General features: G+C 57.4%; 15 protein-coding genes. 9 read left to right on the top strand and 6 right to left on the bottom strand.

Going from position 1 to position 12,709, the window contains the following annotated elements; all coding sequences use genetic code 11:
- Positions 1 to 20: 20 nt before the first annotated feature.
- From ACR0FG_RS15080 to ACR0FG_RS15065, 4 genes are all read left to right on the top strand, one after another.
- A complete protein-coding gene (locus ACR0FG_RS15080; RefSeq protein WP_480893825.1) occupies positions 21 to 1,232 on the top strand; it encodes a flagellin N-terminal helical domain-containing protein in 1,212 nt (403 codons plus the stop codon).
- A gap of 77 nt (positions 1,233 to 1,309) precedes the next feature.
- On the top strand, positions 1,310 to 1,684 hold the full coding sequence (flaF, locus tag ACR0FG_RS15075; protein WP_480893824.1) for a flagellar biosynthesis regulator FlaF: 375 nt from the start codon (positions 1,310 to 1,312) through the stop codon (positions 1,682 to 1,684).
- Complete coding sequence (flbT, locus tag ACR0FG_RS15070; protein ID WP_480893823.1) at positions 1,684 to 2,085, top strand: flagellar biosynthesis repressor FlbT; 402 nt, start codon at positions 1,684 to 1,686, stop codon at positions 2,083 to 2,085. Before flaF ends, flbT begins: the two co-directional genes overlap by 1 nt.
- Positions 2,082 to 2,873: a DUF1217 domain-containing protein gene (locus ACR0FG_RS15065; protein WP_480893822.1), complete on the top strand. Its 792-nt coding sequence runs from the start codon at positions 2,082 to 2,084 to the stop codon at positions 2,871 to 2,873. Before flbT ends, ACR0FG_RS15065 begins: the two co-directional genes overlap by 4 nt.
- 216 nt (positions 2,874 to 3,089) lie before the next feature.
- On the opposite strand, the gene ACR0FG_RS15060 is transcribed toward ACR0FG_RS15065, so the two are convergent.
- The 3 genes from ACR0FG_RS15060 to ACR0FG_RS15050 all read right to left on the bottom strand — a co-directional run bounded on the left by ACR0FG_RS15060 (position 3,090) and on the right by ACR0FG_RS15050 (position 5,704).
- Entirely contained in the window at positions 3,090 to 4,661 is a 1,572-nt protein-coding gene (locus ACR0FG_RS15060) for a DUF427 domain-containing protein (protein ID WP_480893820.1), read from the bottom strand.
- A gap of 82 nt (positions 4,662 to 4,743) precedes the next feature.
- Entirely contained in the window at positions 4,744 to 5,445 is a 702-nt protein-coding gene (locus tag ACR0FG_RS15055; protein WP_170714270.1) for a helix-turn-helix domain-containing protein, read from the bottom strand.
- Positions 5,417 to 5,704 carry a hypothetical protein gene (locus ACR0FG_RS15050; protein WP_480893817.1) on the bottom strand — a complete coding sequence of 96 codons (288 nt, stop codon included), beginning with the start codon at positions 5,702 to 5,704 and terminating at the stop codon, positions 5,417 to 5,419. Before ACR0FG_RS15050 ends, ACR0FG_RS15055 begins: the two co-directional genes overlap by 29 nt.
- A 176-nt stretch (positions 5,705 to 5,880) precedes the next feature.
- Between ACR0FG_RS15050 and ACR0FG_RS15045 the strand changes: the two genes are divergently transcribed.
- The gene (locus tag ACR0FG_RS15045; protein WP_480893815.1) at positions 5,881 to 6,381 is read left to right on the top strand and encodes a hypothetical protein; all 501 of its coding nucleotides are present in this window, start codon (positions 5,881 to 5,883) and stop codon (positions 6,379 to 6,381) included.
- On the opposite strand, the gene ACR0FG_RS15040 is transcribed toward ACR0FG_RS15045, so the two are convergent.
- Entirely contained in the window at positions 6,375 to 6,497 is a 123-nt protein-coding gene (locus tag ACR0FG_RS15040; RefSeq protein ID WP_480893813.1) for a hypothetical protein, read from the bottom strand. The two genes, ACR0FG_RS15045 and ACR0FG_RS15040, sit on opposite strands and share 7 nt — an antisense overlap.
- Between ACR0FG_RS15040 and ACR0FG_RS15035 the strand changes: the two genes are divergently transcribed.
- The 3 genes from ACR0FG_RS15035 to ACR0FG_RS15025 all read left to right on the top strand — a co-directional run bounded on the left by ACR0FG_RS15035 (position 6,496) and on the right by ACR0FG_RS15025 (position 9,837).
- Positions 6,496 to 7,113, top strand: a complete 618-nt coding sequence (locus ACR0FG_RS15035) for a ribonuclease HII (RefSeq protein ID WP_480893811.1) — start codon at positions 6,496 to 6,498, stop codon at positions 7,111 to 7,113. The genes ACR0FG_RS15040 and ACR0FG_RS15035 overlap by 2 nt on opposite strands.
- A 105-nt stretch (positions 7,114 to 7,218) precedes the next feature.
- Positions 7,219 to 8,322, top strand: coding sequence for a DNA methyltransferase (locus tag ACR0FG_RS15030; RefSeq protein WP_480893809.1), 1,104 nt, complete (start codon positions 7,219 to 7,221; stop codon positions 8,320 to 8,322).
- Between the two features lie 132 nt (positions 8,323 to 8,454).
- Positions 8,455 to 9,837, top strand: coding sequence for an adenylate/guanylate cyclase domain-containing protein (locus ACR0FG_RS15025; RefSeq protein WP_480893807.1), 1,383 nt, complete (start codon positions 8,455 to 8,457; stop codon positions 9,835 to 9,837).
- 28 nt (positions 9,838 to 9,865) lie between these two features.
- Here the strand turns inward: ACR0FG_RS15025 and ACR0FG_RS15020 are convergent, their stop codons facing one another.
- Both ACR0FG_RS15020 and mutY read right to left on the bottom strand, forming a co-directional pair.
- Positions 9,866 to 11,002, bottom strand: a complete 1,137-nt coding sequence (locus ACR0FG_RS15020; protein ID WP_480893805.1) for an alkane 1-monooxygenase — start codon at positions 11,000 to 11,002, stop codon at positions 9,866 to 9,868.
- A 61-nt stretch (positions 11,003 to 11,063) separates the two neighbouring features.
- Entirely contained in the window at positions 11,064 to 12,119 is a 1,056-nt protein-coding gene (mutY, locus tag ACR0FG_RS15015; RefSeq protein WP_480893803.1) for an A/G-specific adenine glycosylase, read from the bottom strand.
- An 81-nt stretch (positions 12,120 to 12,200) separates the two neighbouring features.
- Here mutY and ACR0FG_RS15010 point away from each other — a divergent pair, with 81 nt between their 5' ends.
- The gene (locus tag ACR0FG_RS15010) at positions 12,201 to 12,707 is read left to right on the top strand and encodes a DciA family protein (RefSeq protein ID WP_170714294.1); all 507 of its coding nucleotides are present in this window, start codon (positions 12,201 to 12,203) and stop codon (positions 12,705 to 12,707) included.
- Positions 12,708 to 12,709: the final 2 nt, after the last annotated feature.

The raw sequence follows: 12,709 nt of genomic DNA, 5'->3' as shown, positions 1-12,709 counted from the left end.
ACAAACAAAGGATGACATATATGTCCAGCATTCTGACGAACAATGGCGCGATGGTTGCGCTGCAGACACTGAAATCGGTCAACAAGAACCTTGCTCAGACCCAAAATGCGATCTCGACTGGTAAGGATGTCGCGACTGCCAAGGATAACTCGGCGGTTTGGGCGATTTCCAAGGTCATGGAATCGGATGTCAAAGGTTTCAACGCGATCAAGGACAGCCTTGCGCTGGGGGAATCGACCGTTGCTGTGGCGCGGAACGCCTCAGAGACAGTGACCGATCTGCTGACCCAGATGAAGGCCAAGATTGTCGCCGCGCAAGAGGACAATGTGGACCGCGGCAAGATTAACGACGACGTAACCGCGTTGAAAGATCAGATCGCTTCGGTCGTTGGTGCAGCCCAGTTCAACGGTCTGAATCTGGTGGATGGCTCGGCGGGGTCAGCTTCGATCCTGGCGTCGCTGGATCGCGACAACACGGGTGCGGTGACTGCGTCCTCGATCTCGGTGTCCGGGCAGAACCTGTCAACCGGCGGCTATACGGCGGCGCAGGTATTTGACGGATCGACCGGAGCTTCGACGGGTAACGACCGTGTTGGTGCGACGATCGACAATGGCGCGACCTCGGCAACCGCGCTGGTCACCGACGAATCCAGCGGCACCTTTGCGGCTGGTGACAAGGTGATTGTCGCAATCGACGATCAGGTCGTGTCCTATACCGTATCCGCAGCGGATGCGGCTGCGACGACCACTGGTGACCTTGTCGCCGTGGGCCTGAAAGCCAAGATCGAAGAGTTGGGGATCACCGGCCTGACGGTTGACTATGATTCCGGTACCGCTGGCACCCTGTCTGTCGCCAACGCCACAGGTTCGGACATCTCGTTCTCGGCCCAGTACGTGAACGCAGGGTCCGGTGGTCTGGGTGCATTGACCGGAATCGACGTGTCGACCGGCGCCGGGGCCACGGCTGCATTGGCCGCCGTCGAATCGCTGATCGACACATCGATTGATGCCTCGGCAGCGTTTGGTTCGGCGCAGGGCCGGATTGAGACGCAGAAAGACTTTATCTCGAACCTGTCGGACTCGTTCAAATCCGGTATCGGATCGCTGGTCGATGCGGATATGGAAGAGACTTCTGCCCGTTTGCAGGCGCTTCAGGTGCAGCAGCAGTTGGCGACTCAATCGCTGTCGATTGCGAACCAGGCACCTCAGTCCATCTTGTCGCTGTTCCGCTGATCACTGAACCAAACCGGGGCGCGGCTGCCGCGCCCCGGATCTGACAGCCACCCGATGGACGTTTGGAAGGAATTTTTGTGACACCACAAATCTATGCGCAGCAGGCTTACACTCAAACTGCAACTCCAACGCGGACGCCGCGCGATACCGAATACGAGGCGATTTCGAAGATTACCCAAAGGCTCAAGGCCGCGGCGGCGCGAAAAGCAACAGATTTCACGGGGTTTGCACAGGCGCTGCATGAGAATCGACGCTTGTGGAACGTTCTGGCAAACGGGGTCTCGGATTCGCAAAACGCCCTGCCCAACGAGTTGAGAGCACGGATTTTCTATCTGGCCGAATTTACCGAAAAGCACAGCAGTCTGGTGCTGAGCAAGAATGCAGTCGTCGATCCGCTGCTTGAAATCAACATGGCTGTATTGCGTGGCTTGCGCCAGATGAGGAGCACCTAATGAGCGGTCTGGTTCTGAAGCTGGCGCCCAAGGAACGGGTACTGATCAACGGCGTGGTTATAGAAAACGGCGATCGCCGCAGCCGGTTCTCGATCATGACCCCGCAGGCTAACGTGTTGCGTCTGCGGGATGCGATCCACCCCGACGAGGTCAATACACCGGTACGCCGGGTCTGCTACGCCGCTCAACTGGTGCTTTCCGGCGATACCAAACCCGATCAGGCGCGGCAGCAATTGCTGCGCCGTGTTGAGGAGTTGAGTCAGGTATTCACGGATTCAGATAGTCGCCACGTTCTGGCTGAGGCGACCGAGGCGCTTGTGGCTGAGCAATATTATAAATGTTTGAAATCCCTGCGATCCCTGCTGCCGCGCGAGGAACGCCTGATGGCGTATCGCCAGTGACATACCAACCGGTTATTCCTGCCGGAGGGCTGGTGGGCTGGCGTTTCCTGCAGCGCACCTATGAGGCGCAGCTGCACAGTCACACAGCCTCTGCGGTCAATGCACGAGACAAGACCTATTTTCTGGAGAATATCGGCAAGGTACAGACGGCCGGGGATCTGGTGTCAGACCGGCGGCTGTTGCAAGTGGCTTTGGGTGCGTTCGGTCTGGAAGATGATCTGAACAACACCTTTTTCATCCAGAAAGTCCTGTCAGATGGAACCCGCGCAGACGATGCACTCGCCAACCGGCTGGCCGACAGCCGTTACAGGGCGTTTTCGGATGCCTTTGGCCTGGGGCCTGGCGATGTTCGCAAAACCGGGCTGGTTACAAATATGGAGAAGATTGCCGAAGATAGCCTGATTTCCCGGTTCGAGATATCGGTTGGCCAGTCGGATGAGGCGATGCGCATCGCGCTATACGCGCAACATGCATTGCCCGAGATTGCGGGCCAAAGCGGCAGCGGCAACCGAAAATGGTACGATCTTATGGCGAAACCACCCCTGCGGAAGATGATGGAGATGGCTCTGGGATTGCCGTCCGCCTTTGGGCAGCTTGATCTCGACCAGCAGTTGACGCAGTTCAAAGACCGGCTGGCCCGCGTTACGGGGTCGGATGATCTGTCCCAGTTTGCGAATCCGGACGCCGTGAGCAAACTGACCGATACCTATCTTGCGCGAAACCAGATCGCTCAACTTCAGGCGACGATCTCACCAGCGCAGACCGCGTTGATCCTGCTGGGGGCATAAGCGCCGAGGATCGACCAAGGCGGCGGACCAGCGACGCGGATGCATCCAAGACTTGACGCTTGAGCCCGTCAACTCCAGCGGTTGAGCGTGGGGAGGGTCGGTGGAAATCGTCCAGTGGATAGCTTCGATCTGGCGAGTCAAATCGTCAAAGCAGAAAGGACCCGAGATGTTCGGTCAACTCATGCAATTTAAATCCCGTTGCAGGAATAGCTGATGTTAACAGGTCACGGAATCGTCCATCGGCGTTTGCAGGGCGTAGGCGGATACAGGTTGTGAGACATTGTGCAGATCGACCTCGCCCAGCGGGATCGCATGAGCGCAGGCGGGCCGGATGTCCTGCGACACCACGATGCGGTGACCGGTAGTCTTGCTGTATTCCCCCAAGCGCGCGGCGATGTTGGCGGCCTGACCAATCACAGTGAAATCCAGACGTTCCTGAGACCCAACATTGCCATATGTCACGCGGCCGTAAGCCACTCCGATAGAGCAATCGCTGCGATCGGCCTGATCCGAGTGTCGGGCTTCCGCCAATCGTTCTACGATTTCAACGGCTGTTCGCTGCGCGTTCTCGCGCGCGGCGGCGGCGTTTTCTTCTGCGGGGAAAACGGCCAGAACCGCGTCGCCGATGAATTTCAGAACCTCGCCGTCATTTTGGTGCACGATGCCCGACACTGTTTCGAAGAATGTGTTCAGAAGGTTGATATAGGCGCTACGCCCGAGGCTTTCTTCCAGACTGGTCGAGTTTCGCAGGTCGCAAAACATAATCGCCGCATCAATATCATCTCCGTCGCCGCGACGAATCTCACCGCCCAGAACACGGGCACCGGTTCGCTTGCCGACATAAGTCTCAAGCAGGACCTGAGCGTTTTCGCGCTGCATGAATACCTCGAAAAACCGCGCGATGACGGTCGAGCATTCGAAGACCAAACCCAGGTTTTCGGTTGTAAAGCCCTTCGGATGATCGCTGGTCAGGGTCAACACGTTGATACGCCCGTCGGAAAAGGGCAGCGGCATGGCAACGTAATCCGTGCCACCCTTTGCCCGCAGGTCCTCCATGATGGGAAAACTGTTGTGGGGATGTTCGTCATTCAGCCGCTGGCGCACCCCACCCAAGCCGTTCGAGACATGGCGTAGCGGGCTGTTTATGAAGGCCGGATGGTCATGAATTTCGTAAGTCGGGATATTGGTGGAAATCTCGGCGACATCCTTTTCCCAGATATGGTGCTTGCCCGCGATCAACGGGTGCAGAGACCAGACAAGTACACTCAGGCGTTGAACGGCGATGCCGTGTTCCAGCATTTTTTCGGCCAGGGCCTTGGTAAAGTCTTCGGCCGTCTTGATCTCGGACGCGCCGCGCATCAGCCAGTCGATAAGCGGACCGCTGATATTGCCGTCATCGGGTTCGCGCAGGGTGTTCTGACCGAAATCGATATGGGTGAAGGCATCCGAACTGAAACCGATATGCCCCTGAATGGCTGCGCTTTCCGGCAGCGCGTCTTCATAGGCCCAGATCGAGTTTGCCAGCCGCTCACCCGGTAGGCTGATGTCGTGATAGGTGGCCGTGCCTTTGAAGGGGCAAAAGGTCTGCAACTCGGTTTCCGGGCTGAGTTCAACGCAAAGGTCTGCACGCGGGATATAGACCGAGGGCGGCAGCCGTGTTTCATACATGACTTTGGCATTGTGGCTTTCCGCCAGCAGAACATCCCCACGGTAAATCGCAACGCGCCCGTGCAGCGGTTCGACGGAGATCCCGTAGCCTTTGGTTCTTGGTGTGGCGTGGACATTCATCATCAGCCTCCCTTGCCCGGGTCTTAATAGGATGGGTCCTTTCCGACCCTATTCCAAGAGGCGATGCGCGGAAATTAGCGTTTCAGACCATCTGAATGACGTCTTTTTCGATCGAAAGCATATAGCCGCGCTTGGCGATGTTCTTGACCAGCAATTCGCTGACCATCTGGTTGCCCAACGCATCCCGCAGCCGTTTGATCCGAGTGGCCCCTGCAGCCTCGTCACAATCGGCAGAGTCCTTGCCCGAGATCACGGCCTCGATCTGAGCGCCCGAAAGCACTTCGTCATCCAGTCGGGATTCGGCCAGTACGGACAGAGTCTCCATGGCGGCGGGGGTCAGGCGGAAGTCCATGTTGTTGAGGTAGACGGTATTTTCCTCGCGACTGATCAGCAGCGAGGTCACCTGAATCCCGGTGCGTTCGATCTGCGCCATGCGCCGGTTGAGCAGAACCAGCATCACCAGAAACACCAATGCCGTGATCAGCATCGCGCTGGCGAAGACCAGCAACACGAAAATCACCATTCGATAGCTGGACAGAGTGTCCGCAAAGGCCGTGCCAGACTGCGCAAGAATCTCCAACAGGCGGATTTCGGCCTGCGAGGTCAGATCGCTTTCGACAAACAGTCTTTCAACCCGCGCATTGAATGCGTTCGCATCCGGAAGCGTCCAGAACAGAAAGATGGCGGCGGTGATCAGAATCAGGATGATTGCAGCAATGCCTGCGCCAACCAGTCTTACGCCAGATCGGCGGGCATCAGAAACGGAGATAGTATTTTCCGGCATTGGCCTTCCTTTGATCCAACCCTTCCGGTCCAAAAACGGACATGACGTTCAGCAAGGTCCACCCGGATGATTTCAGGCGCTTGGCGACTTCTTTTTTCGCCTTGCCCTTGTCGCACGCGGACACCTCCATGATGCCATAGTGCAGGCGCAGCGGATTGTCTTGTTTGGCTTTGTAATCCGCATAGCACTCTGCCGCTGCAACGGTCGCGCCCAGCGATATCAGGGCCGCGAAGGCCAGAGAAGAGAGGATCTGTTTCATAAGCTGCATCCTGCGCATGGGTGGCGCTGATATTCAATATCCTCAAGGGGTTTTGCAGGGTGCTATTCGATAACAAAGGGTCGTTATTGCTTGTCTGTAGGTGCCAGGCACAGGGTTGGTGCATCGAATTTGCGGCCCCCCATCTGGTCGCCTGAACATCCGAAAGGACACGCATCATGCATCGGAAATTCATTGCCCTGATCATTGCCACCGCAGTCGCCATCACCGGGCTTTCAGCCTCGAACGCGCGGGCGGCGGACACGCGCGACATTCTGGGCGGCCTGGCCGCGATCGCGATCGTAGGCGCTGCGATTCACCATTATTCAGAGAAAGAGCGCAAAGAACGAAAGCAGGCTGTGACCCGTGCCCATCGTCATGAATACAAACCGCATAACTACGAAAAGCGCCCGTTCAAGAAAACCAAAAAGAAGCATCACAAGCTGCGCCCCTTGCCAAATCGCGTGGCGAAATATGATTTGCCTCAGCGTTGCTTGCAGACCTATCGCGGCTACTCTGACGCACGCCCGTTGCTGGGGCCAAGCTGCCTTAAGAAGCACTACAAGCACGCCGGTAGCCTGCCCGGTCAGTGCAAGGTTGGCTTCTGGAACGGGAAAAAGGTAAAACGAGCGTATGAGCCAAACTGCCTGCGCCAGCACGGTTACCGCGTCGTCTATTGATCGCGAATATCGAGCAGGAGCGGCGCCATCAGAAGCGCCGCGCCGGAGGGGGTGGCGCAGGCCGCCCCCTCTTTTGTCTTGCGGTTCCCGGCGAAACGCGCTTTGCCATCATCCATGACGAAACCGAATTTCGAACTTGAACAAGCGCTGCTGGCACGCGGTCATGTACGGATCGCAGGCGTTGACGAGGTCGGGCGCGGGCCGCTGGCCGGGCCTGTGGTTGCTGCGGCGGTGATCCTGAACCCGGACGACATTCCGCCGGGACTGAACGATTCCAAAAAGCTGACCGCCAAACGCCGCGACGTGTTGGAGACTGAATTGCGTTCACGCGCGGAAATTGCCGTTGCCGAGGCAACTGTAGCGGAAATCGATGAGCTTAATATCCTGCGTGCGTCCCATCTGGCGATGGAGCGTGCCGTGGCCGCGTTGGACCCTGCGCCTGATTTTCTACTTATCGACGGAAATCTGATCCCGCGCGAGCTGAGCGTTCCGGCGCAGGCGGTTGTCAAAGGTGACGCACAATCGGTGTCGATTGCAGCCGCTTCGATCATCGCGAAAAACTGGCGGGATCGGTTGATGGTGGATTTGGCGCAACAGCATCCCGGCTATGGGTGGGAAGCAAATGCCGGTTATCCGACAAAACAGCATCGCGAAGCGCTGCAAAATCTTGGTGTGACCCCACATCATAGAGTTTCCTTTAAGCCGGTGCACAATATCTTGTATCAAGAGTAAATCGTAAGCCACTGATTCAAAAAAGAATTTGACGGCGAATCATCTTTGACTCATCCTTGTCTCAACCAAATGAGCGCAAAAGCGCCGTGGAACTGAGGCAGTGATATGACCACAATCAAGACAAAGGGCGCAGCCGCGCTCCCTTTAAACACGATTCTATCCGGAGACTGCATCGAGGCGATGAACAGTCTGCCCGAGGCGTCGGTTGACCTGATCTTTGCGGACCCCCCTTATAATTTGCAATTGAAGGGTCAGTTGCATCGCCCCGACAATTCTCAGGTTGATGCGGTCGATGACCACTGGGATCAGTTCTCTAGCTTTGGCGCATATGACCAGTTCACACGGGACTGGTTGAAGGCGGCGCATCGGTTGCTGAAGCCTAACGGTGCGATTTGGGTGATTGGCTCATATCACAATATTTTCCGCGTGGGCTCGGCCCTGCAAGACGCGGGATACTGGATTCTGAACGACGTCGTCTGGCGCAAGTCGAACCCGATGCCGAATTTCCGCGGCAAGCGGTTTACCAACGCGCATGAGACGATGATCTGGGCCAGCAAGCAGGAAGGCGCGAAATACACGTTCAATTATGAGGCACTGAAGGCCCTGAACGAAGGCGTGCAGATGCGCAGCGACTGGGTGCTGCCGATCTGCACCGGGCATGAGCGTCTCAAGGATGAAAACGGCGACAAGGCGCATCCAACGCAAAAGCCGGAATCGCTGTTGCACCGCGTTCTGATTGGTTCGACCAATCCCGGCGACGTAGTGCTGGACCCGTTCTTTGGCACCGGCACGACCGGGGCCGTTGCGAAAATGCTGGGCCGCGAATTCATCGGGATCGAGCGCGAGGAAAGCTATCGCAAGGTTGCCGAAAAGCGTATCGCAAAGGTCCGTAAATTCGACCGCGAAGCGCTGGAAGTCAGCGCCAGCAAGCGCGCCGAGCCGCGTGTGCCCTTTGGCCAGCTGGTCGAACGCGGCATGTTGCGTCCGGGCGAAGAGCTTTATTCGATGAACCAACGCCATAAGGCCAAGGTCCGCGCTGATGGGACTCTGGTGGGCGATAACGTCAAGGGCTCGATCCATCAGGTCGGGGCGCATCTTGAAAACGCGCCATCCTGCAATGGCTGGACCTATTGGTGCTTCAAACGTGATGGCAAGACAGTCCCGATCGACGTGTTGCGCCAGCAGATCAGGGCCGAAATGCATAACTGAATACCGCCGGTGCCTGTGGCCTGACACAAGGCACTATGCCTTGCCCCGCCGTGTTCGGCGGGGCCTTTTGTTTTTGTCCCATTGGTGTTTGCATGGGGCAGCCCCTGACATATCCCGCGAAAGGCCATGGCCATGACCGACACTACCGTCAGCCCGTCCCGTATCGACAGGATTTTCCTGACCCAGCCGGACAATTTCGACCTGGATAATAAATACACCGAGGCCGCGCTGGAAAAGCACAAGCGCGAAGGGCTGGAATTGGCCGTACGCGCTCGCTGGATCGCGATGGCGCTGACCGGCATCCTGCTGATCTATCTGAATCCCCATTGGGAGGTGCTTTGGTATCACTTCATCTTGTTGCTGATTTGCGCAAACGGCTGGTTGATCCGTCGCGCCGGTCGCGTTGGGCAATCGCGGGTCGAATTGCTTTTGATCTTTGTCGATCTGCTGATCATGACACTGGGCATGATTGTTCCCAACCCGTTCAGCGACGACGTGCGGCCTCTGGCGATGCAGTACCGGTTCGACAATTTCCAGTATTTCTTCATTATTCTGGCCGCCGGGACATTGGCCTATTCCTGGCGCACGGTGATCGCAATCGGTTCGTGGACGGCAGGTATGTGGACAGTCGGTTGGATCGTGGCGTGGTGGGTTTCGACACCGATACCAGACATTAGCGAACGGGTGGCCGAGGCGCTGCAGGGCTATCCGGATGTGGCGGAACTGCTGGATCCCAACAGCTTTATGATGCCGCAGCGTGTTCAGCAAGTCATTGTTTTTATCATGGTCGCGGTGACTTTGGGTGTGTCTATGCAACGACTGAACCGCCTGTTGATGAGCAATGCCGGCCTTGAACGCGAGCGGGCTAATCTGTCGCGATACTTTTCGCCCAACGTGGTGGACGCACTCAGTCAGAATGACGAACCACTCAAGCAGGTGCGCAAAGAGAATATCGCGGTGCTGTTCATCGATATCGTCGGCTTCACCAGATTTGCCGCCGGCCGCGATCCGATCGAGGTGATCGAGTTGCTACGGGGTTTTCACGCGCGAATGGAAAGCGAGGTGTTCCGCCATCACGGCACGTTGGACAAGTATCTGGGTGATGGGTTGATGGCGACGTTTGGAACGCCGGTTCCATCTCCTTTGGATGCAAGCAATGCGCTGGCCTGCGCGCGGTCTATGGTTGGTGTAATTGATCGGTGGAATCTGGAGCGCCGTCGATTGGGTGAACCCGAGATCCATGTGGGGATCGGTGTGCACTACGGATCAGTGGTTCTGGGCGATATCGGGGCCAATCGGCTGGAATTTGCGGTGATTGGCGATGCGGTGAACGTGGCCGCCAAGCTTGAGGCGATGACACGCGACCTGAACGCACGCATTGTCATCAGTGACGCGCTTCGGGAACAAGCCATTCACGAGGAACCGTCGGCGCAGCAGGGAATGACGGGCTTCGCTTTGACCGAAGGTCAGGGGGTGCGAGGCGTGGCAACGCCGATGGATATCTGGGTGCTATGAACTAGGTGCCAAGACGGGGGCGCTGCGATCAGGCGCGCGGATCGGGATTCTGCGCTTTGTTGTAAGCGCGCCAGTCGGTGATTTCAGGGTAATACTGACGTCGCCATGCGCGCACCCTTGGGTTCATTACACGCCGCCAGAGTGGTGGGATCATCGCCGCGACCGTCATGACGGGATAGCCATAGGGCAGTTGCGGGGCGGCATTCGTAGAATGATGTTGCAACAGAGGAAAGCGGCGATTGGGTTTGTAATGATGATCTGAATGCCGCTGCAGATTGATCAGCAGCCAGTTCGACGCTTTCTGGGCCGAATTCCACGAATGACGCGGCCGGACGTGTTCGTATTTGCCGTTGCCCAGATATTTGCGGGTCAGACCATAATGTTCGACGTAGTTGACCAGCTCCAGCTGCCAGATCGCTGTTCCGGCCTGCACCAGAAACAGACCGAGACCGGCCCAACCTCCGACGATAAGAGCCAATATCACCATTGCGCCCTGCAACGCCCAATAGCGCCAGAATGGGTTTGAGCGATCGGTCCATGGTCGATCCTTGCGGGCGAGCTTGTCTTTTTCTGCCTTGAATGAAGAAATCAGGCTTTGGCGCAGAACACGCGGGTAGAAGCGGTGGAACCCTTCATTATAGCGCGCGGTCACAGGGTCGCGGGGGGTGCCGACATGGCGGTGGTGCACCAGCAGATGCTCGGACCGGAAATGCGAATAGAGCACCATCGCCAGCAGGATGTCACCCATCCAACGCTCAAGCCGCCCTTTCTGGTGCATCAATTCGTGGCTGTAATTGATCCCGATGGCGCCAGAGATCACGCCCATTCCAAAAAAGACCCCGATCTTTTCGAGTGAGGTCAGCGTGTCCGTCCCTGATACGTACCAGATCAAGCCATAAAGGGTCATGAATTGCAGCGGCGCCCATGCGTTTGTCAGCAGGATGTACCAGCGCAACATCGCATCAGGCGTTTCAGGGTCTGCGCTTTCCAGATTAAGCCCGACAAAGTGGTCAAGAACGGCATAGGCCCACCATGTCGATAGAGGCACCAGAAGTATCCACCATCCGCCAGCGATGGCCGAAATCCAGATCATCGGGATCAACAGAAATGATACCCAGAACGGCAAGGCGGCCTGCCAGCGAGAAATTGTGTATGAGGCGATCATTCCGAGGCTCCGAACCCGTTGGGGGACAATGCGCCAAACCCCATTTGGCAGTCACCGCGACTTACTGCGCCCGCCAAAGGTCATAGGCTTTGCGCATCACGGTGGGCAGATCATTCGGGCGAAATTCGTGTTTGTCCAGAACGATCAACCCACCCAAATCCATTCCGTCAGGTAACCTGGCGGTCCAGATGTGCAGGATCAGGTGGAAATGCGTAAAGGTGTGGCGCACCTCGTCGCTCAACGCGCTCCAATCCGCTTGGAAAGGCGGCAACATGTCCGGCGCCTCGCTCCAGTCGGAACCAGGCCAGCCCAGCATCCCGCCCAGCAACCCCTTGTCAGGGCGACGCTCTAACAACATGGCACCCGCTGCGCTTTGGGCAATATAGATATGCCCATGCCGGGTTGGCTTTGGCTTCTTGGGGGATTTCATTGGAAGGTCCGGTTGCGTGCCCCTGGACTGAGCGATGCAGGATGCGCGAACCGGGCAAATTCCGCAGGCCGGAGATTTGGGGGTGCAGATTGTCGCGCCCAGATCCATGACCGCTTGCGCATAGTCTCCGGGGCGGCGCGCAGGTGTCAGCGCGGCAGCTTTACTTTTGAGAATCGGTTTGGACCCCGGCAACGGGTCGTGGATGTCGAACAACCGCGCCATGACGCGCTCGACATTGCCATCCATAACGGTTTCGGGGCGATCAAACGCAATGGCCGCAATCGCCGCAGCGGTATAGGGGCCAATACCCGGCAGCTTCATCAGGGCGTCATACGTATCGGGAAACTGTCCGTTTAAATCATTGGCCACGACACGTGCGCATTTCAGAAGGTTGCGTGCACGTGCGTAGTACCCGAGACCAGCCCACTCACCCATGACCTGATCGTCGGGCGCGGCTGCCAGAGCAGCAACATCCGGCCATCGCGTCAGAAAGCGCAGGAAATAGTCGCGCACCGCAGCAACAGTTGTTTGCTGCAACATGATCTCGGACAGCCACACGCGATATGGGTCGGGGACAACCCCGGCCGCCCGGTCCACCGGGCCGACTCGCCACGGCATCTCGCGTGCATGGAGGTCGTACCAGTTGAGCAAGGCGGCGCTCACGTTAAATTCAGCAGAGTCACGCAAGTTTTATCCATCTTTCTGTCGGGTTTCGCTGGCGCCCGGGCATTCGCCCTCTACAATAGCGCCGCAGGAGTTGGAAACCAGATGCAACGCAGACGTTCCTCGACCCGCGGGTTCAAGCGCACCGCGAGTTTGCTGAATGATCAGATCAGGCGCGCGGGTGAAACGCGGGGCTTTGCCGTGTCGCGATTGCTGACCCATTGGGCCGAGATTGTGGGACAGGATATTGCTGCGATCGCTCAACCGGTGAAGGTAGGGTATGCCAAAGGTGGCTTTGGCGCGACCTTGACAGTGCTCACCACTGGCCCACAGGCACCGATGCTTGAGATGCAGAAAGAACGGTTGAAAGAGCGGGTCAACGCTGTTTATGGGTTCAACGCCATCAGCCGTATTCGCATTACCCAGACCGCTCCGACCGGATTTGCCGAGGGGCAGGTCAGTTTCGACCATGCGCCGAAACAGACCAAACCCGAAATCGCGCCTGAAATTGCGGCCGAGGCCGACAATGTGTCGCGCGATGTACATGATGAAGATTTGCGCGCGGCCCTTGAACGTTTGGGCCGCAACGTTTTATCCAGACAGAAACACTAAGA

It is taken from the genome of Ruegeria sp. E1 (genome assembly GCF_056534225.1).
This window is presented reverse-complemented; position numbering and strand designations above follow the sequence as displayed.

What these genes read in the sequence shown, in the direction of transcription:
- ACR0FG_RS15060 (WP_480893820.1), bottom strand. Translation starts at nt 4,661, where the DNA reads ATGAATGTCCACGCCACACCAAGAACCAAAGGCTACGGGATCTCCGTC.
- flbT (WP_480893823.1), top strand. Translation starts at nt 1,684, where the DNA reads ATGAGCGGTCTGGTTCTGAAGCTGGCGCCCAAGGAACGGGTACTGATC.
- ACR0FG_RS15045 (WP_480893815.1), top strand. Translation starts at nt 5,881, where the DNA reads ATGCATCGGAAATTCATTGCCCTGATCATTGCCACCGCAGTCGCCATC.
- ACR0FG_RS15020 (WP_480893805.1), bottom strand. Translation starts at nt 11,002, where the DNA reads ATGATCGCCTCATACACAATTTCTCGCTGGCAGGCCGCCTTGCCGTTC.
- ACR0FG_RS15050 (WP_480893817.1), bottom strand. Translation starts at nt 5,704, where the DNA reads ATGAAACAGATCCTCTCTTCTCTGGCCTTCGCGGCCCTGATATCGCTG.
- ACR0FG_RS15010 (WP_170714294.1), top strand. Translation starts at nt 12,201, where the DNA reads ATGCAACGCAGACGTTCCTCGACCCGCGGGTTCAAGCGCACCGCGAGT.
- ACR0FG_RS15080 (WP_480893825.1), top strand. Translation starts at nt 21, where the DNA reads ATGTCCAGCATTCTGACGAACAATGGCGCGATGGTTGCGCTGCAGACA.
- ACR0FG_RS15040 (WP_480893813.1), bottom strand. Translation starts at nt 6,497, where the DNA reads ATGGATGATGGCAAAGCGCGTTTCGCCGGGAACCGCAAGACAAAAGAG.
- ACR0FG_RS15030 (WP_480893809.1), top strand. Translation starts at nt 7,219, where the DNA reads ATGACCACAATCAAGACAAAGGGCGCAGCCGCGCTCCCTTTAAACACG.
- ACR0FG_RS15025 (WP_480893807.1), top strand. Translation starts at nt 8,455, where the DNA reads ATGACCGACACTACCGTCAGCCCGTCCCGTATCGACAGGATTTTCCTG.
- ACR0FG_RS15055 (WP_170714270.1), bottom strand. Translation starts at nt 5,445, where the DNA reads ATGCCGGAAAATACTATCTCCGTTTCTGATGCCCGCCGATCTGGCGTA.
- ACR0FG_RS15035 (WP_480893811.1), top strand. Translation starts at nt 6,496, where the DNA reads ATGACGAAACCGAATTTCGAACTTGAACAAGCGCTGCTGGCACGCGGT.